This window comes from Achromobacter sp. FW305-C-13, assembly GCF_058783475.1.
The window spans coordinates 294,884-317,596 of sequence record NZ_JBYSYN010000003.1; the positions used below are offsets into that span (position 1 = coordinate 294,884).

Below are 22,713 nucleotides of genomic sequence, written 5' to 3' on the forward strand. Positions count from 1 at the left end.
CTCGGGGATACCCGAGGGTTTTTTATTGTGGGCGGCGCGCCTTTACAGGCTGGCGCGGCGACGGATCAGGTCGATGTAGGTGTCGCTGTCCATGGGCGTGCCCAGTCGCTGCGCTTCCCAGACGACCTGGCCCAGGCATTCCATGATCTCGTGCGCCGCCTGGTGCGCATCGGAGCGCGCCGTCAGTTGCTGGTAAGCGCGGCGGATGCCGGGCGGATGGTCGATGGACAACTGCTCTGCAATCGCCAAGTGCATGGACAGATGCAGGAAGGGGTTGGTGCGCCCCTTTTCCACCGCATATTCCATGGTCATGGCATCGGGGCTTTCCAGATCGCCGTGGTATTCGGGATGCTCGATGATCCAGTCCAGCGCCATGGCCTCGAGCGGGGTCAGCACCTCGTTGGCGCGGTGCTTGCGCCAGGTGTCGATGAAGAATTCGCGGACTTGGTCGCGGGAAGGATTGAACATCTGCGGGGAAGGGAATACGGGCTATAGAAACGTTATTTTACCGCCGGGCTGTCCCTGGGGGGGAAAAGCCCCTTCGGGAGGTAGCGAAGTCAGGTAGTGAGCGTAGCAGGGGCCTTTTTTCAGGCATCCATCTGGGCCGTGGGGTCGGACGGCCGCTTTGCGATATAGAATTGATCGGTATCCGCCATCCGGTGTGCGGTTCGCGAGGGCGGTTTCCCCGCGGAATCGGACGCTTTCCGATGCGGCGCTTGCAGAAAAACCACCCGGAGCAAATGGAGCATTCATGTCCTACCAACATATCAAGGTTCCCGCTGGCGGCCAGAAGATCACGGTCAACGCTGATTTCTCGCTGAATGTGCCTGAACAGCCCATCGTTCCCTTCATCGAAGGCGACGGCACGGGCGCCGACATCACCCCGGTGATGATCAAGGTCGTCGACGCGGCAGTGCAGAAAGCCTACGGCGGCAAGCGCAAGATCCACTGGATGGAAGTCTATGCCGGCGAGAAGGCCACCAAGGTCTACGGCCCGGACGTCTGGCTGCCCGATGAAACCCTGGAAGTCGTCAAAGACTACGTGGTGTCCATCAAGGGCCCGCTGACCACCCCGGTGGGCGGCGGCATCCGATCGCTCAACGTGGCGTTGCGCCAACAGCTGGACCTGTACGTCTGCCTGCGCCCGGTGGCGTACTTCAAGGGCGTGCCGTCCCCGGTGCGCGAGCCCGAGAAGACCAACATGGTGATCTTCCGCGAGAACTCGGAAGACATCTATGCGGGCATCGAATACATGGCCGAAAGCGAGCAGGCCAAGGAACTGATCCAGTTCCTGCAGACCAAGCTGGGCGTGAAAAAGATCCGCTTCCCGAATACGTCGTCCATCGGCATCAAGCCCGTGTCGCGCGAAGGCACCGAGCGCCTGGTGCGCAAGGCCGCGCAATACGTCATCGACAACGATCGCACGTCACTGACGCTGGTGCACAAGGGCAACATCATGAAGTTCACGGAAGGCGGCTTCCGTGACTGGGGCTACGAATTGCTGCAAAAGGAATTCGGCGCCCAATTGATCGACGGCGGCCCGTGGTGCAAGTTCAAGAATCCGAAGACGGGGCGCGAGATCATCGTCAAGGACGTGATCGCCGACGCCTTCCTGCAGCAGATCCTGCTGCGTCCGGCCGAGTACGACGTGATCGCCACCCTGAACCTGAACGGCGACTACATTTCCGATGCGCTGGCCGCGCAAGTGGGGGGCATCGGCATTGCGCCGGGCGCCAACCTGTCGGACTCGGTCGCCATGTTCGAAGCTACCCACGGCACGGCGCCGAAGTATGCGGGCAAGGATTACGTGAACCCGGGTTCCGAAATCCTGTCGGCCGAAATGATGCTGCGCCACATGGGCTGGACCGAAGCGGCTGACCTGATCATCTCCAGCATGGAAAAATCCATCCTGTCCAAGAAGGTCACGTACGACTTCGCCCGACTGCTCGAAGGCGCGACGCAGGTGTCGTGCTCGGGCTTTGGCCAGGTCATGATCGAAAACATGTAATTTCCGGTTTACCCCGCGAGTCTTGCAGAACCCGCCCGCCGTCATGGCGGGCGGGTTTTGTCTACCTGACCCGCAGGATGCGCGTTGCGCTTCCGTTTTCCCATTAGGTTGATTGCTGTGCCCCGATTGTATGTATCCCTGGCCACATGGCTTGTATTGCTGGTCCCCGCTCTGGCATTGACCAGTCCGGTGGGGGGGCCCGCCGTCGTCTACTTGAGCGGAGCGATAGCGCTGGCCGCCTTGATCGCCAATGCGGTCAAGCACTACGAGCCCATGGACTTCAAGGCCATGTGGCCCATGGCGCTTGCGCTGTTATTGCCCCTGGCCTGTATGTTCTCCACATTCCTGGTTCGGGGGGTGTGGAGTAATTCCGAACTGGAGAAGTTGCTGCGGTTTGCGTTGGCGGTCCCGGTATTGTGGCTCTTGCTGCGCGCGCCGACGCGGTGGTTGAAAGCGGTGGAATGGAGCATTCTTGCCGGGGCGCTGGCCGGTGCTGCACTGCTGATCGTGACCATGGAAACCGAGGGGCGCGGGGCGATGGTCGATGTCGGCGGGCGCTACAACGCTGTGGCTTTCGCGAATCTGACCTTGCTGTTCGGCGGCATGACGCTGCTGTCCCTGGGCTGGGGCCCCAGCACGCGTTGGCCGCGTATCGAGACGGCGGTGAAGCTGTTGGCGGTTGCGCTGACGGTGGCTGCTACCTGGGTATCCGAGACACGCAGCAGCTGGATGCTGCTGCCGATCCTGGGGCTGGTTTTCCTCTTGGGCCTGCGTAATTGGAAGGGCCGGCACAAGGCTTATTGCGCGCTGGCCGTCTGTGTGGCGCTGGCTGCCAGTGCCGCCGCCATCTGGACGTTCAGCAGCCGCATGCAGGAGATCTCGCATGACGTCGAGGGTTTCGCCACGTCGGCCAACCGCGATACGTCCTTCGGCATCCGGCTTCAGCTGTGGCACGCATCGATCCTGATGTTCGAGAAAAGCCCGATCGTGGGCGTCGGCCCCAGCAAGTTCCGCGATGAATTGCTGGCACTGCAAAAGCAGGACATCGTGACGGAAGAAGTCGTCGAGGGGTTTGGCGAACCCCACAACGACATGTTGGCGGCCCTGTCCGGCTACGGCCTGCTGGGGTTGCTGAGCATCCTGACGCTGTACCTGCTGCCTGCGGCCATCTTCTTCCGGCGGCTGGCCAGCGATGACCGGGTGATCCGCGTGGGCGCGCAACTGGGGCTGTTGTTCTGCCTGGGTTATTGCGCCTTCAGCCTGACCGAAATGATGTTCCGCAACATGCGCAGCGTGCCGAATTATTCACTGATCGTCGTGACGTTGATTGCGTTGACGACTCCCCGTGCGGCCCGCGCCGCACCGGCCGTGGCGCCGCGCTGACAACCCGCGGGGACGTCCGCGCCAGCCAGACCTCCCTGAACGCAAGGCGTACCCGCCTTGCGTTTTTCTTATGGGGTTGCGCTAGATCAAGCTTGATGCTTCGACTTGGTGAAAACCCTGCTGTGTCCCCGTATCCTGACGGAACGCAATACATAAACCGTCACATTCTGCCGCTAATGGTTTCACGGGCGGGAGAGGGCACTAAGAGGAGAGCCAGTGAAAAATTCCAGCCTGCGCAGGGAACTGCTGTGGTTCGTGTTCGCCATCGGCGCCGCCGTCCTGGTTCTGGGCGCCTGGGACGCGTGGCAACGCCGCACCGAAATGGTGGCCGAGCGCAAGACGGAACTGCGCCACGTCCTGGACCTGGCCGCCGGCATCCTGCGCAACGGCAAGCAGAGCGTCAGCGAGGGCATGCCCCTGGCCGACGCCAAGCGCAACGTGGCGCGGCGGTTGGCGCAACTGCGCTACGGCGCCGACGGGTATGTGGGCGTCTTCGGCGACGATTACGCCTTGCTGGTCCACCCCGACGCCAAGCTCGTGGGCACGAACGTGCGCGCCATCAAAGACGTCGACGGCCTGCCGATCTTTGAAAACCTGTACGCCGGGGGCAAGGCGGGCGGGGGTTATGTGCAATACCGTTTCCCGCGGCCCGGCGAGGTCGAGGCCCTGCCGAAGATCAGTTACGCGACATATGACGCCGACTGGGGGTGGCTGATCTTCACCGGCCTGTATGTGGACGATGTGGACGCCGCTTTTTACGGCACGCTGTGGCGCCAGGGCGCCGTGACGCTGGGCTTGCTGGCCTTGGTGCTGATCGCCGCGCTGCGCTTTTTCCGCACGCATGTCATCGGTCCGCTGGACGAGGCGGTGGCGCTGTGCGAACGCGTGGCCAATGGCGATTTGTCCAGCATCGTGTCGCGCCACCATCGCGGCGAGATCGGCCGCTTGTTCGACGCCATGGCGCGGATGCAGGAACGGCTGGACGCCGCCGTGCGCACCATTGTGCAGTCCACGGGATCGATCGCGGCGGCGTCGCGCCAGATCGCGGCGGGCAGCATGGATCTGTCGGACCGCACCGAGAAGCAGGCCGCAGCCCTGGAGCAGACGGCCGCCAGCGTGGAAGAAATTACCGCGACGGCCAAGCAAAGCGCCGAGCATGTGCGCGAGGTCAGTTCGCTGGCCGGGGAAGCGGCGCAACTGGCGCGCCAGGGCAGCGAAGAAACGCAGCACGCCATCGACGCCATGCGTGAGATCTCGCACAGCTCCCAGCGCATCGACGAGATCATCAGCGTGATCGACGGCATTGCGTTCCAGACCAACATCCTGGCGCTGAACGCGGCCGTGGAAGCGGCGCGGGCGGGCGAGCAGGGACGCGGGTTTGCGGTCGTGGCGGGCGAAGTCCGGGCGCTGGCGCAGCGGTCGGCTACCGCCGCCAAGGAAATCAAGGGCTTGATCGAAACCTCGTCGGAGTCGGTGGCGCGTGGCAGCCAGCGTGTCGAGCAGGCCAGCGCCACGATGGGCAGCGTGCTGGAATCGGCCGCCACCAGCGCACCGCTGATGGGCGAGATCGCCACGGCGTCGGCCGAGCAGAGCGTGGGCATCGAGCAGATCAATCAGGCCGTGACGCATCTGGACAGCGTGACGCAACAGAACGCTGCGCTGGTCGAGGAATTCGCCGCGTCGGCAGCCACGCTGCACGAGCAGGCCGACGACTTGGCCCGCGCCGTGTCCATCTTCAAGCTGTCTGCAGCCGGCTAGGGGAACCCTGGACCGCGCTCATGGCGCGTTGCAGCCGGGGGCTCAGTTCCCGGCTGGCCGGCATCATGGGCATGCGCAGTTCGTCGGCAATCAGCCCTTGCAGGGACAGGGCGCGTTTGAGTGGGGCCGGGTTCGGTTCGGCGAACAGCAGCCGGATCAGGCCACGCAAGGGTTCGAAGAGCTCGCGCGCCGCTTCGGCGTGGCCGTCGCGCGCCAGTTGCATGACTTCGACGTAGCGCTCGGGGAACAAGTGCGCCGCGGCCGGAATGGCGCCGCGGCCGCCGGCCAGCCAGTGGTCCAGCAGCGCCAGGTCTTCGCCGCACAGTGCGTCCAACTTGCCGCGCGCGTTCAAGGTGGCCAGCACCGACGGGTTGCATTCCTTGACCGCCGTGAAGTTGGGCAACAGCGCCAGGGTTTCCATGGTTTCGACGGTCATGGTGACGCCCGTCCGCTTGGGGATGTTGTACAGGATGATGGGCCGTTCGGTCGCCCAGGCGATCTGCCGGTAGTGCCACAGAATGCCCGGCTGCGACGGTCCCAGGTAGTAGGGGGGGGGGCACCAGATAGCCCGCGGGCGCATATTTGTCCAGGCGGCGGATGGCGGTGGCCACGCCCCGCGTATCAACGCCGCCCGCGCCGAATACCATAGGAAGCGCGTGCGGATCGCTGGCGATGGCCTCGATCATGTCGGTCTTCTCCGACAGGCTCAGCAGATTGCCCTCGCCCGTGGACCCGAACAGGACCAGGCCCGCGATGCCCGCGTTGCGGTAATAGCGGGCCAGCGCCTGTGCGGCGTCCAGGTCCACATAGCCGCCGCGCAGCGGCGTGACCATCGGTAACCAGATGCCGTCGAAAACCGTCTTGGCTGGCATGTCCATGGCTTATTGCACCGTGATCGCGGGTGCCGGGCGCACCGGGCCGAATTCCGCCTGGGGCAGGCCGCACATGACGGCGTGCATCAAGGCGTCGAGTTCACCGCGCGCGCATTGCAGCTGCAAGATGCTTTGCGCATGGGCGTGGTCCACCGACAGCAGGTATACGCCGATGCGGTCGCCCAGTTCGCGGTGCAGCGCCAGGCGCACCTTCAGGGCATCCAGCGTGTCGATCCTGACCGTCAGCGCCACCATTTCGGATTGCGGCAGAGGCGGCAGGCAAGGGGCCGGGGAATGATCGGGGAAAGCGTGGCTGCGGCGGTCCAGTCGGGGAATCATGGCGGCGGGGGGAGCGGAGGCGCCGTCTGGCGCGGTCCGCGGTTCCGGTTGGTTGATGACGATTCCACTATAGGAACGACGCCGTAAATCCTGCCGATAAAAGCGGGCGCGGCGCGTAAAAAACGCGTCAACGCCCCGGGCGCTCAGAATGTCTTGGTCACCGATAGCAGGCCGGTCGCGCGGCCCATGTCGCGCCCGCGCGTGTTGGTGTAGACGGCGCGGTCCGCATTGGTGTCCAGGTACGCCAGCGAGACTGAGAGGCCCTGACCGAAGTCCTTGGTCAGGCCCAGCTTCCAGTCGGTATAGGAGCCGTTGTCGACGTTGCGCACGATCTGGCGGCCGACGTGGGCGTTGACGGTCAGGCCCCAGATGCCGGTGTCGATGTTGCCCGACAGGTCGAAGTACTGGCTGTATTTGCTGTCGGCGAAGCCGAACAGGTTGGTCAGGGCGATGGAGTACTTGAACATCACGGGGCCGTAGCCGATGCCGGCATACAACTCGGTGGTATCGGGGCTGGTGTAGCCGGACGGGTAGTCGCCGGGGTAGTAATACTGCAAGACGCCCAGGTCGACGGGTACGTTGTCCGTCAGGTTGCCCTTGTAGCCGCCGTAGAAGTCCATCTCGACGGGGGCAGAGACCTCGCTGTTGGTGTCGCCGAGCCAGCTGATGCTGGAGTTCCAGTTGCCCAGGTAGAAGCCGCTGGCGTGCGCCAGGTCGAAGCCGCCCTGGATGGCGGGCTTGTTGTTTGACTGCATCAGGCCGCGGTAGCGGTACTGGCTGGCCAGCGTGACGTTGGCCGTCAGGCTGAAATCGGAGGCGGCGGGGGCTTCTGCGGCGGCGGGCGCGTCGCTGGCGTGCGCGGTGGCGCTCAGCGTCAGCAGGACAAGCGCGGCCAGGGTGTTGCGGGACATGGGATGCTCCAGTTGTTGAACGGGATCGCAACAATAGGAGGATCGGCATAAAGCGCGAGACAAGACTCGCGCCGTCCGCGTAAAGGCCGCATCAATGCATGAGAATGGCGCGGGCGTTCAGCCCGCGAAGCGGTAGCCCACGCCGATTTCGGTCAGCAGATAGACGGGCTGGGCGGGGTCGGCTTCCAGCTTCTGGCGCAGATGGCCCATGTAGATCCGAAGGTAGTGGTTGCTTTCCACGTGGGACGGCCCCCAGACCTCGCGCAGCAGTTCGCGGTGGGTCATGACCTTGCCGCGGTGTGCCAGCAACGCGGCAAGCAGGCGGTATTCCATGGCGGTCAGATGCACGTGCTGGCCGGCGCGCTCGACAACGCGCTTGGAGAAGTCGACGCGCACGTCGCCGAAGGCGATCTCGGCCGCGTTGCCCGCGCCGCCGCGCGCATGCCGGCGCAGCAGCACGCGCAGGCGGGCCAGCAGTTCGCTGACCCCGAAAGGCTTGGTCAGGTAGTCGTCGGCGCCAGCATCCAGCGCGGCCACCTTGTCGGCTTCGGCGCTGCGGGCGGACAGCACCAGCACGGGGACTTCGGTCCAGCCGCGCAGTTCGCGGATCAGGGTCATGCCGTCTTCATCGGGCAGGCCCAGGTCCAGCACGATGGCGTCGGGCTGCCGGGTGCCGGCCTCGATCAGGCCGCGGCGGACGGTGTCCGCCTCGTGCACCACGCACCCTTCGCTTTCCAGCGCCTGGCGGACGAAGCGCCGGATGTTGGCGTCATCTTCAATGATCAGGACGGTAGGCTGGTAGTCAAACATGCGGATGGCCGGTCAAAGGGTTTCGGGTTGGATCGCAGGGGGCGTGCCCAGCGGCAGGCTGAAGACGAACTGCGCGCCGGAGGCCAGCCCCGGCGTGTGCTCGACCCAGATGCGGCCGTGGTGGGCCGAGATGATGGCTTCGCACACGGCCAGGCCCAGGCCGACGCCTGGCGTGGCCGATTCGCGCTCGCCGCGCGTGAATTTTTCGAAGATGCGGCGCTCGGCGCCAGGGGCGACGCCGGGGCCATTGTCGCTGACGGCCACGCGCAGTTCCGCTTCATGCACCGCGGCGTGGATGCGCAGCGTGCTGCCCGCCGGCGTGTATTTGGCCGCGTTCTCAAGCAGGTTGCACAGCACGCGTTCGATCAGTACGCCATCGCATTCCACCAGCGGCAATTGCGACAGGCTGGCCACGGTAACGTGATGGCCGGCCATAGGTTCGCGCATGGCGGCCAGCGACGCGCCCACCAGTTCTTCGATGGATTGCCATTCCAGGCGCAGCGGGGTGTCGCGGCTTTGCAGCCGCGCCATGTCCAGCAGGTTGACGACCAGCGCATGCATGCGTTGCGCCTGGTCGCGCATGGCGCGGACGGTGTCCTGCACGTCGGGGGGCAGCGCCGCTTGCTGGCGCGTCAAGGTGTCGGTCATGCCGATCAGGCTGGTCAGCGGCGTGCGCAGGTCGTGCGACACGGCGGCCAACAGCGAGTTGCGCAACCGTTCCGATTCCATGCTGACCAGCGCCTGCTGCGCCACTTCCACGTAGTGCAGGCGCTCCAGCGCGATGGCGATCAGCGTGGCGTAGGCTTCGATCTGGCGCCGCGAATCGGGATGGGTGAACAGGCTGCGGCGGGGCGCGGCCAGCGCCAACACCCCGCGCGTGCGCATGGGCGCCTTCAGCGGCAGGTACAGCAGATCGCTGTTGGACAGCGTGGCGGTGCCGGCACCGGCCGGCTGGCCGTGGTCATAGACCCATTGGGCAAGCGCGGATTCCAGAGGCGGCATGTCGTCGGCCGCGGGCGAGGCCAGTTTCAGCCGGTCGTCCAGGCCCAGGATGTACAGCGCGCAGCGCGAACCGAAAGTGGCGTGCACGAAGGCGCCGGCTGAGGCCACGATCTGTTCGGGCAGCAACGCGGACGACAGTTCGCGGGCGAACTCGTACAGGCTGCGCGCATCGGCCTCGCGCTTGACCGAGGCCTGTGCCTGCAGGCGCAGCCCCGCCGTTAGTTGGCCGATCAGCAGGCCCACGGACAGCAGGACGCCGAAGGTCAGCAGGTACTGCACGTCCGAGACGGCGAACGAGGCCAGCGGCTGCACGAAGAAAAAGTCGAACAGCCCCACGCTGACGACGGAGGCCAGCGCGGCTGGCCCGCGTCCATGTCGCAGCGCGACGCCCACCACCGCCAGCAGGAACAGCATGACGATGTTGGTCTGGTGCAGCACAGGAAAGGCCAGCATCGACAGCCCCGTGGCCGCCGCGCAGTAGCACAGCGCCCAGGCGTAGCCGGCCAGTGGGCGGGCGTTGCGTTCGTCGCCGTTCTGGCCTGCCCGGCGCCCCAGCGTGAGCGGGTCGCGGCCGGGAGCGGCGCTGGCGGGCAGGGGCGGGGCGCCCAGCCGGATGATGTCGATTTCGGGGCAGCCCGCGGCCAGCATGTCGGCGAAGCTGTGCCGGCGCCATAGCCAGCCGGGCGTGATGGCCGCCGTCAGCAAGGCCGACACCGACAGGCGCAGGCGCTGCAGGCCCGTGGCCCGCGTGCGGCCGACAATGGCCTTGGTGATGTTGTGCCGGCGCACGTAGCGCACCACGGCATCAACCATGTCGCCGCCGGCCAGGGTTTCAGTGCGCGCGCCCAGGGAATCCGCCAGGGCCAGGCTGCGCTGCATGCGGTCTTGTTCGGCCTGCGGCGTGGGCGCCGCGCGCGGCGTATCGATGGTAACGACGTGCAGGTCGCATTCCAGCTGCTGGCTCAGCCGGTGCGCGCTGCGGATCACGTATTCGGCGTCGATGTCCGGACCGATGCAGGCGACCACGGCTTCGCGGGTGCGCCAGACGGGTTCGATCGCGCGGTCGCGCCGATAGGCCTGGACGTCGTCGTCGACGTGGTCGGCGGTGCGGCGCAGCGCCAGTTCGCGCAAGGCGATCAGGTTGCCCTTGCGGAAAAAATTGCGGGTGGCGTGGCGGGCCTGTTCGGGCAGGTAGACCTTGCCTTCCTTCAATCGCCGCAGCAGCTCGTCGGCCGACAGGTCCACCAGGATGACTTCGTCGGCGGCGTCGAAGACCTCGTCGGGCACGGTCTCCCAGACGCGCACGCCGGTGATGCTGCCCACCGCTTCGTTCAGGCTGTCCAGATGCTGCACGTTCAGCGTGGTCCAGACGTCGATGCCGGCCGACAGCAATTCCTGGATGTCCTGCCAGCGCTTGGCGTGGCGGGAACCGGGTGCGTTCGAGTGCGCCAGTTCATCCACCAGGATCAGGCCGGGCCGGGCGGCCAGCGCGCCGTCCAGGTCGAATTCCTTCAGCACATGGCCGCGGTACGCCATGTCTTTCAGCGGCAAGACCGCCAGGCCTTCCAGCAGGCTGGCGGTTTCGCGGCGGCCATGGGTTTCGACGATGCCGGCCAGCACGCTGACCCCCTGCGCGGCTTGCGCCCGGGCCGCGACCAGCATGGCGTAGGTCTTGCCCACGCCGGCCGATGACCCGAAGTACACGCGCAGCTTGCCGCGCACCGCCTGGCGCGCGGCGTCGTCCAAGGTTTTCAAGAGCGCGTCGGGGTCGGGACGCTCGCCAGCAATGTCAGCCATGAACGCGCAAGGGTTGGGTGGGGAAGGCTGGCAATACTATACGCTGCGGCATCAGCGTCCCGTGCCCAGTTGGTCCAGCGCCAAGTTCAGCATCAGGACATTGACGACGGGGTCGCCCAGCACGCCCAGCCAGGGCTTTTCGGTATTGGCCTGGATCAGGGCATCGACCTGTTCGCGGGGCAGGTGCCGCGCGCGGGCGACCCGTGCCGCCTGGTAGCTTGCCGCGGCCGGGCTGATGTGCGGGTCCAGCCCGCTGCCCGAGGCCGTGATCAGATCCACGGGCACGGGCGTGGGGTTCTCGGGGTCGGCTGCTTTGAGCGCCGCGATGCGGGCCTGGATGGCTTCGGCCAGCGCGGGGTTGCGCGGACCCAGGTTCGACCCGCCCGAGGCCGCCGCGTTGTACGGCATCGGCGCGGTGGCCGAGGGGCGGCTCCAGAAGTACTGCGGCGACGTGAAGGACTGCCCGATCAGTTCCGAGCCGACGACCTTGTCGCCCTGCTTGATCAGCGAACCCGCCGCTTCGTGCGGGAATACCGCGGCCGCCACGCCGCTGGTCAGGAAGGGGTAGGCCAGGCCCGTCACCAGGGACAGGGCGGCGAAGACGACCAGCGCCGGCCGCAGGATGCCGCCCGAGTGCGGCAGGGCGGGGGCGGATTGCGTTGCGTGTTTCATGATGGATTCCTTTCTTCAGTTGGGCTGGATGCGGCGAACGGGGTCAGACCCAGCCCAACGCGGTCAGCACCATGTCGACCAGCTTGATGCCCACGAAGGGCACCAGCAGGCCGCCCAGGCCATAGATCAGCAGGTTGCGGCGCAGCAGCACGGAAGCGCCCAGGGGCCGGTAACGCACGCCTTTGAGCGCCAACGGGATTAGCACGACGATGATCAGCGCGTTGAAGATCACGGCTGACAGGATGGCGGAGGCCGGTGTGGTGAGGCCCATGATGTTCAGCACGTTGAGCTGCGGATAGACCGTGGCGAACGCGGCGGGAATGATGGCGAAGTACTTGGCCACGTCGTTGGCCACGCTGAACGTCGTCAGCGCGCCGCGGGTCATCAGCATCTGCTTGCCGATTTCGACGATCTCGATGAGCTTGGTCGGGTTGGAGTCCAGGTCCACCATGTTGCCGGCTTCTTTGGCGGCCTGGGTGCCCGAGTTCATCGCTACCGCCACATCGGCCTGCGCCAGTGCGGGCGCGTCATTGGTGCCGTCGCCCGTCATCGCCACCAGCCGGCCTTCGGACTGATAGGCGCGGATCAGCTTCAACTTGGCCTCGGGCGTGGCTTCCGCCAGGAAGTCGTCCACGCCGGCCTCGGCCGCGATGGAGGCCGCCGTCAGCTTGTTGTCGCCCGTGATCATCACCGTCTTGATGCCCATGCGGCGCAGTTCGGCAAAGCGCGACTGGATGTCGGGTTTGACGATGTCTTTCAGTTCCACCACGCCCAGCGCGCGGTTGCCGTCGCTGACCATCAGCGGCGTGCTGCCGCGGCGGGCCACGTCTTCGGCCAGGCGCAAGACTTGGTCCGGCACGGTCGTCTCCTGCGCGGCCAGCCAGGCCTGGATCGCATCGACCGCGCCTTTGCGGATCATGCGGTCGCCCAGGTTCACGCCGCTCATGCGCGACTGCGCCGTGAAGGGCACGAATTCGACCTCGGCCATGTGGGGCGCGGGCGCGTGGATGGCCTTGTCGGCCAGCGCCACGATGCTGCGGCCTTCCGGCGTTTCGTCGGCCAGCGAGGCCAGGCGGGCCGCATCCGCCAGTTCACGCGGGGACACGCCCGGCGCGGGCAGGAAGGTGGAGGCCTGTCGGTTGCCGAAGGTGATGGTGCCGGTCTTGTCCAGCAGCAGCACGTCGACGTCGCCCGCCGCTTCCACCGCGCGGCCCGACGTGGCGATGACGTTGGCGCTCATCATGCGGCTCATGCCTGCCACGCCGATGGCCGACAGCAGGCCGCCGATGGTGGTGGGGATCAGGCAGACCAGCAGCGCCACCAGCACGGTGACGGTGACCGCCGAGCCGCCGCCGGCCGCGCTGACCGCGTAGATCGAGAACGGCATCAAGGTCACGACGACCAGCAGGAACACCACGGTCAGCCCGACCAGCAGGATGGTCAGCGCCAGTTCGTTCGGCGTCTTCTGGCGCTTGGCGCCTTCCACCATCGCGATCATGCGGTCCAGGAAGCTCTCGCCGGGATCGGCCGCGATGCGCACGAAGATCCAGTCGGAGAGCACGCGCGTGCCGCCCGTGACCGACGAGAAGTCGCCGCCCGATTCGCGGATGACGGGCGCGGATTCGCCCGTGATGGCGCTTTCGTCCACCGAGGCGACGCCCGCGATCACTTGCCCGTCACCGGGGATGGTCTCGCCGGCTTCAATCAGCACCACGTCGTCGCGGCGCAGCAGGCCCGAGGGCTGGCTGACGGCCTGGTCGCGCCATTGCCCGGGTTGCGCGTCGCGGATGTCCGCCTCGCGGAAATTCTTTAGCAGACGGGCGTTGATGGTGGTGCGCAGGCCGCGCAAGGTGGCCGCTTGCTGCTTGCCACGCCCTTCGGCCAATGCTTCGGCGAAGTTGGCGAACAGCACGGTGAACCACAGCCATACGGAGATGGCCAGGATGAAACCCGCAGGGGCCTCGGCCTGGCCGCGCAGGGCCATCACCCACAGCAAGGTCGTCAGGATGCTGCCGACGTAGACCACGAACATCACGGGGTTCTTCAACTGCGCGGCGGGCGAAAGCTTGCGCAGGCTGTCCAGCACGGCGGGCCCGACCAGCGAGCGCGACCACATGCCGAAGGAACGGTCTTGGGACGCAGCGGCGGGCGCGCGGGCGGCACTGCCGCCTGCGCTGGTTGTTGGCATTTCAATCTTGGCCATTTTCTTTCCTAGCCTGTTGCATTCAGGGTTGCAGGTGTTCCGCGACCGGGCCCAAGGCCAGCGCGGGCACATATGTCAGGGCGCCCACCAGCAGCACGGCGCCGATGAGCAGCACCACGAAGAGGGGACCGGTCGTGGGCATGCTGCCGGGGCCGGCGGGCAGCCGGCGCTTGGCCGCCAGCGACCCGGCCATCGCCATCACGGCGATGATCACGGCGAAGCGGCCGAACCACATGGCGATGCCCAGCAGCACGTTGTAGAAGGGCGTGTTGGCGGACAACCCGGCGAACGCGCTGCCGTTGTTGTTGGCGGCGGACGACAGCGCGTAGAGGATTTCCGAGAAGCCGTGGATGCCGGGGTTCAGCACCCCCGCCTGGCCGGCCGACACGGAGACAGCCAACGCGGTGCCGCCCAGCACCAGCAGCGGCGTGGCCAGGATGACGATGGAGACCATCTTCATGTCGTAGGCCTCGATCTTCTTGCCCAGGTATTCGGGCGTCCGGCCGATCATCAGGCCGGCAATGAAGACCCCCAGGATGGCAAAGGCGAGCATGCCGTAGAGACCGGATCCCACGCCGCCGTAGACCACTTCGCCCAACTGCATCAGCAACATCGGCGACAGCCCGCCCATCGCGGTCAGGGAGTCATGCATGCCGTTGACCGCGCCGCAGGAGGCGGCCGTGGTGATGACGGCGAACAGCGACGTCGCGGCGATGCCGAAGCGCGTTTCCTTACCTTCCATGTTGCCGCCCGGCGAGAACGCGGTCATTGCGCTGTCGGCGCCGGCCTGGGCCGCCATGGGGTTGGGCTGCTGCTCAAAGTAGGCGGTGCCCAACGCGAAGACGGCGAACAGCACCGTCATCGCCGCCAGGATCGCGATGCCCTGGCGCCGACTGCCCACCATCTCGCCGAAGGTGAAGCACAGCGCGGCGGGGATCGCCAGAATCGCCAGCATCTCCAGGAAGTTCGCCAGCGGCGTCGCGTTCTCGAACGGATGCGCCGAGTTGGCGTTGAAGAAGCCGCCGCCGTTGGTGCCCAGCAGCTTGATGGCTTCTTGCGAGGCCACCGGGCCCATCGCCAGCGTCTGCGTCGAGGTGACGGCGGGATCAGTCACGGGCTGGCCCTTGGCATCCAGGACCGGCTGGCCCTGGGCGTCTACGCGCGGCTGGTCGTAATGCAGGGCTTCCACCGTCTGCACGTCTTGGTAGGGGCTGAAGTTCTGGATCACGCCCTGGCTGACGAGCGCCAGCGCCAGCACGAAGGACAGGGGCAGCAGCACATACAGCGTGCAGCGGACCATGTCGGCCCAGAAGTTGCCGACGGTGGCCGAGCAGTGCCGCGCCAGCCCGCGGATCAGCGCGAACAGGACGGCGATGCCGGTGGCGGCCGAGACGAAGTTCTGCACCGTCAGCGCCAGCATCTGCGTCAGGTAGCTCATCGTGGATTCGCCGCCGTAGCCTTGCCAGTTGGTGTTGGCGACGAAGCTGATGGCGGTGTTCAGGGCCGAGTCCGGCGTCACGGCGCCCATGCCGGCCGGGTTCAGGGGCAGCATGCCCTGGAGCCGTTGCAGGCCGTAGACGACCACGATGCCCAGGATGTTGAAGGCCAGCACGGCCAGGGTGTAGCGCTTCCAGCCCATCTCGGCCTGCGGGTCGATGCCCGCAAGCCGGTAGATGCCGCGCTCAAGCGGGCGGCCCCAGGCGGTCAGCCGGGATTGCCCGTTTTCCATGGCGATGCGGATGTAGCGCCCGAGCAGGGGCGCGATCGCAAGCAGGACTGCCAGGTACAGGACCAGCAATCCGACGAATTCGGCGGTCATCAGAATTTCTCCGGTTTGAACAGGGCGACCAGCAGGTACACGAACAGCAGGGCGGCGGTCAGGCCGCTGACCCAATAGAGCCAGTTCATGACGGCTCTCCCGTAGACAGGGCTTCGCAGAAGCGCAGCAGGGCGACAGTCAGCCCGGCCATGACGGCGAAGACGGCGATATAGATGGCATCCACGTTTTTCCTCCCGGGAGCACGGCTCCCTTCGAACGACGGGCCTGCGCGGCAAAGGCGGATGCGCGCCGGGCAGGCCAGGTGACCAATCAGGACACCGGCAGGTTACGGAGCAGGGGATAAAAACGGGATATACGTTCGGGAGGGGGGTGTAAACAAAAAATAAAAATGGCCCCCACGCTGCGCTCGCTTCGCGAGCTTGCTGCCCCCCGAGGGGGCTGCGCCGCCTTGGGGGCGGCCCGGCGGCGGCGCAGGGAGAGCCCCCACGCGGCGCGCGCTTTGCGCGCTTGCTGCCCCCCAAGGGGGCTGCGCCGCCTTGGGGGCGGCCCGGCGGCGGCGCGGCTATTCTGGTGGCGTGTGGGGCATTCTTGCGGGCGTTGGGCGGTTCTTTTGAGGGGGGGTGCTGCGCTTTGGAGCGGCGCCCGATTCCGGGCATGCTGCGGTGGCGATCGTCATATTCCGGGATCGGCTGGATTTCTGAACTTGGCTCAATTCGTGCTTTTTCGCCAAAAAATCCCAATATTTAGAACTCTGCGGTCAAATTGCACTACTGTGGTGCATGGAATATGTAAATGAATGCTCCGTCTTAGGGCATTCCCCTAGTGTGGCATTCCCGCACTTGGTGCAGAATCTCTTCCCATGCAGGTGAGGAGACAAAGCCCTGCATGGGCAAATACCGGCGGCACCGGTACATAAAAAAAGTAAAGCAGTACTCAAAAAAAGCAAAACGCACAACGGCTGGCACCAGGCAGTGCCAGCCGTTGTCGCATAAAAAGCCCGAATATCATCCGCCAGGGCTTTTCAGACGCAGCGTTTCGCGCTATCCAGGTAGGGTCTGAACATCCTAGCTATGCCCGAACCCCTCGCTTCTACCTCCAAGCCCGCTTCCACCCCCTATTGGCGCCGCAACTTGCGGCTGATTGTGTTGCTGCTGGCCGTCTGGGCGGCGCTTACCTTCGTTCCCGCCTTTTTCGCCCGCAGCCTGACCTTCGATTTCATCGGCTGGCCGTTCGCTTTCTGGATGGCGGCTTACGGGGCGCCGCTGGCCTACCTGATCATCATCGGCGTGTATGCCCGGATCATGAACCGGGCCGACGAGCGCGCCGAGGCAGAAGCCGCAGGCGGGGACCGCTGATGCCGTTTTTCAGCGGAGACACTCCCCAGGAATTCCGGATCCGACTGCGCCGCATCTACGTGCTGTACACGGCCGGCTTCGCGCTGATGATCCTGTTGATGGCGCTGGCCGAGATCCTGGGCATGCCGCGCAACTGGATCGGCTACGTCTTCCTGCTGGTCACGGTCAGCCTGTACGCGGGCATCGGCATCGTGTGCCGCACCTCGGACCAGGTCGAATACTACGTGGCGGGGCGGCGCGTGCCCGCCATCTACAACGGCATGGCGACGGCGGCGGACTGGATGTCGGTCGCGTCCTTTATCGGGGTCGCGGGCACGCTGTATCTGACCGGCTATGGCGGGCTGGCCTACATCATGGGCTGGACGGGCGGTTACGTGCTGGTGGCGATGTTGCTGGCGCCATACCTGCGGCGCTTCGGCCAGTACACCATCCCCGACTTCATGGGTGCGCGCTATGGCGGCAACATGCCGCGCCTGGCGGGCGTGGCCTGCGCCATCCTGTGTTCGTTCACCTACCTGGTGGCGCAGATCTACGGCGTGGGCATCATCACCACCCGCATGACCGGCATTTCGTTCGAGCTGGGCATTTTCGTGGCGCTGGGCGGCATGCTGGTGTGTTCGTTCCTGGGCGGCATGCGCGCCGTGACGTGGACACAGGTGGGGCAGTACATCATCCTGGTCATCGCCTACCTGGTGCCGGTGGTGTGGCTGTCGATCAAGCACACCGATATGCCCGTGCCGCAGTTGTCGGCCGGCGTGGTGCTGCAGCAGGTGACCGAAAAAGAGATCTACCTGCAGAACGACCCGTCCGAAATCGAGGTGCGCCGGCTTTGGCAGCAGCACGCCGACCAGATGGCGCAGCGCGTGCAGGCGCTGCCCGAATCCTGGACGCTGGAAAAGGACAAGCTGCGTAGCCGGCTGGCGCAGTTGAACGCCAGCGATGCGCCCATGGTCGAGATCCGTTCCGCCGAACGGGAATTGGCCGCCTATCCCGCCAGCGTGGAAGATGCGCGCGTCCTCTGGTCGCAAGCCCGTGCGACCTTCGAAGCGCGGGCCGCTCCCCCCATGCCGCATGCCGAACCCTTTCCCGCCAAAGACCCGGAAGAGCGGCGCAATATGCGCATCAATTTCCTGGCGCTGGTGCTGTGCCTGATGCTGGGAACCGCGGGTATGCCGCACATCCTGATGCGGTCCTACACCACGCCCTCGGTGATCGAGGCGCGCAAGTCGGTGTGCTGGTCGCTGCTGTTCATCCTGCTGCTGTATTTCATGGCGCCCGCGCTGGCCCTATTGGTTAAGTACGAGGTCTATACGCAGGTCGTGGGGTCGAATTTCCTGAGCCTGCCCAATTGGGTACACGCCTGGAGCGCGGTCGACAGCAACCTGCTGGACGTCACCGACATCAACCGCGACGGCGTCGTGCAGCTAAGCGAAATCAGCATGGGCGCCGACGTTGTAGTGCTGGCCATGCCTGAGATCGGCGGGCTGCCCTACGTGATTTCAGGCCTGGTGGCAGCCGGCGGGCTGGCGGCCGCGCTATCCACCGCCGACGGCCTGTTGCTGACCTTGTCCAATTCCCTGTCGCACGACATGTGGTACCGGATGGTGTCGCCGCGCATGTCGGCCGCGCGCCGGGTGATGGTGTCGAAAATCCTGTTGCTGGTGGTGGCGTTCGGCGCGGCCTGGGTGGCGGCGCGCAAGCCAGCCGATATCCTGTTCATGGTGTCCGCCGCCTTTTCGTTCGCGGCGTCGTCCTTTTTTCCCGCGCTGGTCATGGGCGTATTCTGGCGCCGCGCCAACAAGTGGGGCGCCACCTTGGGCATGGCGGCAGGCCTGGCGGTGACCTTCGCCTACATGACGCACACGCATCCGTGGCTGCGCGAATGGGTGCTGGGCATTTCACGCACGCAACCGGTCGACCTGTGGTGGGGCATCCAGCCTATCGCGGCCGGCATATTCGGCGCGCCCGTGGCATTTCTCACGATCATCGTGGTGTCGCTGCTGACGCCGCCGCCTGACCGCGCGACGCTGGCGCTGGTGGATTATCTGCGCCACCCGGGCGCGCCGCGCCCGCCGGCCGAAAACACCTAAGGCGTGCCGCAGGCGTCGGTCTTGCGATCGTCCGGATCGGTGCAGGCCGCCCACACGGCGTCGGGCATGGCTTGCAGCAAGGTATACGTCTGGCCCGGCGCCCATATCCATTGCACATTGCCCGGCGTCTGGCCGGCGGCTTCCCAGATGCGCTTTTTTTGCGCCGCAGTCAGGGCGAACTGGGACGGGCCGCCGTCGCCGCTGTTGCCCTTGGCCAGCACCTGGGCGGGGTCGCGCCTGGCGGCGTAGAGGTCGCGGCGGCCTTCGTCAGGCGTGGGCTGCACGATCGCCCAGTCAAAGTGATACGAATCCAGCACGGGCGGCTTCCAGCTCGGGCCCGGCAATACCAGCACGGCGTAGTCGCTTTGAATCTCGCGATAGGGCAGCCCCAGCGCAGGGCCGTCTTCGGCCCACCCGATGTGGGGGCGCAAGTAGCGCTGCACCGTGTGGCCCTGGCCGTCATAGGCCACGACCTGCGACGCCTCGCCGGATTTCTCCTGATACGCGATGACGCGCAGCAGCCGGCCTGCCGCGTCATGCACGTAGCGGGTCATCGGTTGGGAGGCGGCGGCGCAATCGTTGGCGCCCAGTTCGGCCAGCCAGCCGTGTTCGTCATAGCGCAGACAGTAGCGTACCGGTGGGTTCGGGCGGCCGTCCGCCGCGCGGGTGCGCTCTTCATAACCGGTCAGACGGTCGCCATCGCCATAGTAGTAGCGGGTTTCTCCGTCGGGCTGCGGCAGGTCGGTTTTGCCGGATGCACGGGCCGCCACAACCGCGTTGGCGCTGTAGCGCGCAATGCCGCACAGGCGTTGGTGGCCGTCGGCGCTGGTTTCGAAGCGCAACATCGTGACGCCGATGCGGGCATCCGGGGAGGCCGCGTACACCGACCAATCCACGCGTTCGGCCCAGATGACGGGTGTAGCGCGCGCACCGGTTTCCACCGTGACGTTGGGCCGCCAGGAGCGGATACGCGAGCCGTCCAGTGCCAGCAATGTGTTGGTGTAGTCCAGCGAGATGTCCATGACTAGCGTCTGGCGTTGGGCGGACGCGGCCAACGGCTCGCAGAGCGCGCTGGCCAGACCGGGCGCCATCGACAACGCCGTCAGCGCAAGCAGGCGCAGAAGGGGTTCAATGCGCGGCATTGTGCAGGTAGGCAACCAGCCCCCAGAGTTCGCTGCTGACCCCGCCCAAGCGCAGTGCGCCGCCGTGCGTATCCATCAGCAGGAATGGGTAGGCGTTGCGTTCCAGCTTGCCGGGGGGAGGCAGCCGATAGGGCGTGAAATGCTTATCCGACAGCAGGTAGGTATTGGTCATGTCGCCCACGTCCACGTGCAGATACCAGACGGTCAGGTCCGCGACCTTTAACGCCGGGTCCGCTTCTGGATACACGCCGCCCTGGCCGGCGGGGATGCCGCTGTCCAGCACGCCCAGGAACACCGCTCGCGGACCGTGTTGCGGCAGATAGGCCCCGTCGCTGCCACGCCGCGCGAAGCTCTGGCGGATGAATCCCGCTCCGCGCGATCCGGGCACCACCGTGCGGGCGAACATTGTGTCCAGCTCGGCCTCGGATAGCGGGCGCCGCGAGGCGGACAGGCGATCCAGGTCCTGCTTGAAATCCGTCAGCCACGCCCGGTAGCGCACGAGCTCTGCGGCGCGGTTGAACTCCTGCGACCACGCGTTGTCGGCCAGCAGGAAGGCAAGGCAGCCCACGCACAACCAGGCCGCCAGCCAACGGCGGACCCACGACGCAGCCGGCGGCGCGAGGGGGCGGCTCAATGCGAGACGGATTTCGAAAACACGTTCATCACCACCACGCCTGCGATGATGAGGCCGATACCGATCATCGCCGGCGCGTCCAGGTGCTGCTTGAACAGCACCGCGCCCACGATCGAGATCAGCACGATGCCGACCCCGGACCAGATGGCGTAGGCGATGCCTACCGGGATCTCGCGCAGCGTCAGCGACAGGAAGTAGAAGGAGATCAGGTAGCCGGTGACCGTGATGAGGGACGGCACCAGGCGGGTGAAGCCTTCAGAGCCCTTCAGGGCGCTGGTGGCGAAGATCTCGGCGATGATCGCCACGCCCAGGTAGAGCCATTTCATTTGCGCATTCCTTCGGATTGCCGCAACAGCACCAGCAGGGCGCCTGCGCCGCCTTCGCGTTCTGGCGCCTCGGAAAACGCCAAAACTTCATTCTTCTGCACCAGCCAGGTGCGCGCTTTGTCTTTCAGCACCGGCTCCAGCCCTTGCGAGCCATAGCCCTTGCCATGCACGACGCGCACGCAGCGAATGCCGTGTTCCTGGCATTCGTCCAGAAAGGACAGCAGCGCGTGGCGGGCCTGTTCGACACGCAGGCCGTGCAGGTCCAGCTCCGCGCCCGCGCGCCATTGACCGCGGCGCAGGTTGCGGGCGGTGTCGGGTGCTGCGTCGCTGCGCACGAAGGCGGTGCCGCCTTCGGACAAGAGGTGCGTGATTTCGCCGCCGTCAGACACGCCGGCGTCCGCGCGCGACGGCGTTTCGCCCAGCGCATTGGCGCGGCGCAGCGCCGGGGCGGGTTCTGCCACGGGCTTGTGCTCCGCGCGGGCGGCCGCCTTGATCGGCGTGACGGACTTCATCGTGCGCTGGAAAGCGGCCATGTCATCCAGGGGCGCGCTTTCCGGTTTCTTCAGCACCGCGACCCGCTTGGCGAGCGCTTCGCGTTCGCGCTCGGCCTGCAGGTCTTTCTTCAGGCGTTTCAGGTCGGCCAGGCCGACCTTACTGCCCCGCATTCTCCAGCCACCGTTGGGCGTCCAGGGCAGCCATGCAGCCCGTACCGGCGCTGGTGATGGCCTGGCGGTAGACGTGGTCCTGGACGTCGCCTGCGGCGAACACGCCCGGGACGGAGGTCATCGTGGCCATGCCGGACAGGCCGCTCTTGGTGACGATGTAGCCGTCCTTCATTTCCAGCTGGCCCTGGAAGATTTCCGTATTCGGCTGGTGGCCGATGGCGATGAAGGCGCCGGTGACCGGCATGTCTTCGGTGACGCCAGTGTCCACGTGGCGTACGCGCACGCCAGTTACACCGCTGTCGTCGCCCAGCACTTCTTCCAGCGTGTGGAAGGTCTTGAGCGCCATGTTGCCGTTCTCGACCTTGGCCATCATCTTGTCGACCAGGATCGGTTCGGCGCGGAATTTGTCGCGGCGATGGATCAGCGTGACCTTGCGGCAGATGTTCGACAGGTACAGGGCTTCCTCAACGGCAGTGTTGCCGCCGCCGACCACGACCACGTCCTGGTTACGGTAGAAGAAACCGTCGCAGGTGGCGCAGCCGGACACGCCGCGGCCCATGAAGGACTGCTCGGACGGCAGGCCCAGGTACTTGGCCGAGGCGCCGGTGGCAATGATGAGGGCGTCGCAGGTGTAAATCTTGCCGGTGTCGCCGGTCAGCGTGAACGGGCGCTTGGACAGGTCGACCTTGGCGATGTGGTCGAACAGCATTTCGGTGTTGAAGCGTTCGGCGTGCTTCTGGAAGCGCTGCATCAGGTCCGGACCCTGCACGCCATCCGCGTCGGCCGGCCAATTGTCGACGTCCGTGGTGGTCATGAGCTGGCCGCCTTGGGCCAGACCTGTAACAAGAACAGGGCTCAGATTGGCGCGTGCCGCATAGACGGCCGCCGTGTAACCGGCAGGGCCGGAACCGAGTATCAAAACTTTAGCGTGCGTAGGCGTGGACATGGGCGGGTATCTTTAGGTTA

At 66.0% G+C, this 22,713-nt stretch carries 20 protein-coding genes and 1 pseudogene; 5 read left to right on the plus strand and 16 right to left on the minus strand.

The genetic code is table 11. The features are described 5' to 3' along the window. Positions 1-42 precede the first annotated feature (42 nt). Positions 43-468: a DUF1841 family protein gene (locus AC3WMU_RS20320; protein ID WP_006223558.1), complete on the minus strand. Its 426-nt coding sequence runs from the start codon at positions 466-468 to the stop codon at positions 43-45. 283 nt (positions 469-751) lie between these two features. Here AC3WMU_RS20320 and icd point away from each other — a divergent pair, with 283 nt between their 5' ends. The 3 genes from icd (at position 752) to AC3WMU_RS20335 (ending at position 5,149) form a co-directional block, all read left to right on the plus strand. Continuing rightward, positions 752-2,008, plus strand: a complete 1,257-nt coding sequence (icd, locus tag AC3WMU_RS20325) for an NADP-dependent isocitrate dehydrogenase (protein ID WP_006217809.1) — start codon at positions 752-754, stop codon at positions 2,006-2,008. Positions 2,009-2,125: 117 nt separating this feature from the next. Beyond that, complete coding sequence (locus AC3WMU_RS20330; RefSeq protein ID WP_424922718.1) at positions 2,126-3,391, plus strand: O-antigen ligase family protein; 1,266 nt, start codon at positions 2,126-2,128, stop codon at positions 3,389-3,391. 216 nt (positions 3,392-3,607) lie between these two features. Next, positions 3,608-5,149 carry a methyl-accepting chemotaxis protein gene (locus tag AC3WMU_RS20335; RefSeq protein ID WP_088587779.1) on the plus strand — a complete coding sequence of 514 codons (1,542 nt, stop codon included), beginning with the start codon at positions 3,608-3,610 and terminating at the stop codon, positions 5,147-5,149. Here the strand turns inward: AC3WMU_RS20335 and AC3WMU_RS20340 are convergent. From AC3WMU_RS20340 to kdpF, 10 genes and pseudogenes are all read right to left on the minus strand, one after another. After that, complete coding sequence (locus AC3WMU_RS20340) at positions 5,127-5,729, minus strand: dihydrodipicolinate synthase family protein (protein ID WP_492282879.1); 603 nt, start codon at positions 5,727-5,729, stop codon at positions 5,127-5,129. The genes AC3WMU_RS20335 and AC3WMU_RS20340 overlap by 23 nt on opposite strands. A 28-nt stretch (positions 5,730-5,757) precedes the next feature. Next, positions 5,758-6,027: pseudogene (locus AC3WMU_RS20345) on the minus strand (dihydrodipicolinate synthase family protein); the annotation flags it as partial. A gap of 3 nt (positions 6,028-6,030) precedes the next feature. Continuing rightward, positions 6,031-6,360 (minus strand): hypothetical protein, encoded by a 330-nt coding sequence (locus AC3WMU_RS20350; protein ID WP_454676225.1) that lies wholly within the window; start codon positions 6,358-6,360, stop codon positions 6,031-6,033. A gap of 143 nt (positions 6,361-6,503) precedes the next feature. After that, a complete protein-coding gene (locus tag AC3WMU_RS20355) occupies positions 6,504-7,271 on the minus strand; it encodes a TorF family putative porin (RefSeq protein ID WP_424625435.1) in 768 nt (255 codons plus the stop codon). A 117-nt stretch (positions 7,272-7,388) separates the two neighbouring features. Next, positions 7,389-8,081: a two-component system response regulator KdpE gene (gene kdpE / locus AC3WMU_RS20360; RefSeq protein ID WP_006223564.1), complete on the minus strand. Its 693-nt coding sequence runs from the start codon at positions 8,079-8,081 to the stop codon at positions 7,389-7,391. 12 nt (positions 8,082-8,093) lie between these two features. Then, positions 8,094-10,880: a DUF4118 domain-containing protein gene (locus AC3WMU_RS20365; RefSeq protein WP_035212743.1), complete on the minus strand. Its 2,787-nt coding sequence runs from the start codon at positions 10,878-10,880 to the stop codon at positions 8,094-8,096. 51 nt (positions 10,881-10,931) lie between these two features. Next, positions 10,932-11,552: a potassium-transporting ATPase subunit KdpC gene (gene kdpC, locus AC3WMU_RS20370; protein ID WP_424625434.1), complete on the minus strand. Its 621-nt coding sequence runs from the start codon at positions 11,550-11,552 to the stop codon at positions 10,932-10,934. A gap of 43 nt (positions 11,553-11,595) precedes the next feature. Further along, positions 11,596-13,755 carry a potassium-transporting ATPase subunit KdpB gene (gene kdpB / locus AC3WMU_RS20375; RefSeq protein WP_006223567.1) on the minus strand — a complete coding sequence of 720 codons (2,160 nt, stop codon included), beginning with the start codon at positions 13,753-13,755 and terminating at the stop codon, positions 11,596-11,598. 22 nt (positions 13,756-13,777) lie between these two features. Further along, positions 13,778-15,574 carry a potassium-transporting ATPase subunit KdpA gene (gene kdpA, locus AC3WMU_RS20380; protein ID WP_424625432.1) on the minus strand — a complete coding sequence of 599 codons (1,797 nt, stop codon included), beginning with the start codon at positions 15,572-15,574 and terminating at the stop codon, positions 13,778-13,780. Then, complete coding sequence (gene kdpF, locus AC3WMU_RS20385; RefSeq protein WP_006223569.1) at positions 15,574-15,663, minus strand: K(+)-transporting ATPase subunit F; 90 nt, start codon at positions 15,661-15,663, stop codon at positions 15,574-15,576. Before kdpF ends, kdpA begins: the two co-directional genes overlap by 1 nt. A 942-nt stretch (positions 15,664-16,605) precedes the next feature. Here kdpF and AC3WMU_RS20390 point away from each other — a divergent pair. Both AC3WMU_RS20390 and AC3WMU_RS20395 read left to right on the plus strand, forming a co-directional pair. Beyond that, a complete protein-coding gene (locus AC3WMU_RS20390; RefSeq protein ID WP_006223571.1) occupies positions 16,606-16,890 on the plus strand; it encodes a DUF4212 domain-containing protein in 285 nt (94 codons plus the stop codon). After that, the gene (locus tag AC3WMU_RS20395; RefSeq protein WP_492282880.1) at positions 16,890-18,980 is read left to right on the plus strand and encodes a sodium:solute symporter family protein; all 2,091 of its coding nucleotides are present in this window, start codon (positions 16,890-16,892) and stop codon (positions 18,978-18,980) included. Before AC3WMU_RS20390 ends, AC3WMU_RS20395 begins: the two co-directional genes overlap by 1 nt. Here the strand turns inward: AC3WMU_RS20395 and AC3WMU_RS20400 are convergent. From AC3WMU_RS20400 to trxB, 5 genes are read right to left on the minus strand one after another with little or no spacing between them, the layout of a single operon-like run. Then, positions 18,977-20,122 carry a hypothetical protein gene (locus AC3WMU_RS20400; RefSeq protein WP_492282881.1) on the minus strand — a complete coding sequence of 382 codons (1,146 nt, stop codon included), beginning with the start codon at positions 20,120-20,122 and terminating at the stop codon, positions 18,977-18,979. The two genes, AC3WMU_RS20395 and AC3WMU_RS20400, sit on opposite strands and share 4 nt — an antisense overlap. Further along, positions 20,109-20,756 (minus strand): hypothetical protein, encoded by a 648-nt coding sequence (locus AC3WMU_RS20405; RefSeq protein ID WP_492282882.1) that lies wholly within the window; start codon positions 20,754-20,756, stop codon positions 20,109-20,111. Before AC3WMU_RS20405 ends, AC3WMU_RS20400 begins: the two co-directional genes overlap by 14 nt. Next, on the minus strand, positions 20,753-21,082 hold the full coding sequence (locus AC3WMU_RS20410) for a DMT family transporter (RefSeq protein WP_492282883.1): 330 nt from the start codon (positions 21,080-21,082) through the stop codon (positions 20,753-20,755). The genes AC3WMU_RS20405 and AC3WMU_RS20410 overlap by 4 nt, the downstream gene beginning before the upstream one ends. Next, positions 21,079-21,747: a Smr/MutS family protein gene (locus AC3WMU_RS20415; protein WP_280025860.1), complete on the minus strand. Its 669-nt coding sequence runs from the start codon at positions 21,745-21,747 to the stop codon at positions 21,079-21,081. The genes AC3WMU_RS20410 and AC3WMU_RS20415 overlap by 4 nt, the downstream gene beginning before the upstream one ends. Beyond that, positions 21,734-22,693: a thioredoxin-disulfide reductase gene (gene trxB, locus AC3WMU_RS20420; protein WP_006223577.1), complete on the minus strand. Its 960-nt coding sequence runs from the start codon at positions 22,691-22,693 to the stop codon at positions 21,734-21,736. Before trxB ends, AC3WMU_RS20415 begins: the two co-directional genes overlap by 14 nt. Between the last annotated feature and the right edge of the window lie 20 nt (positions 22,694-22,713).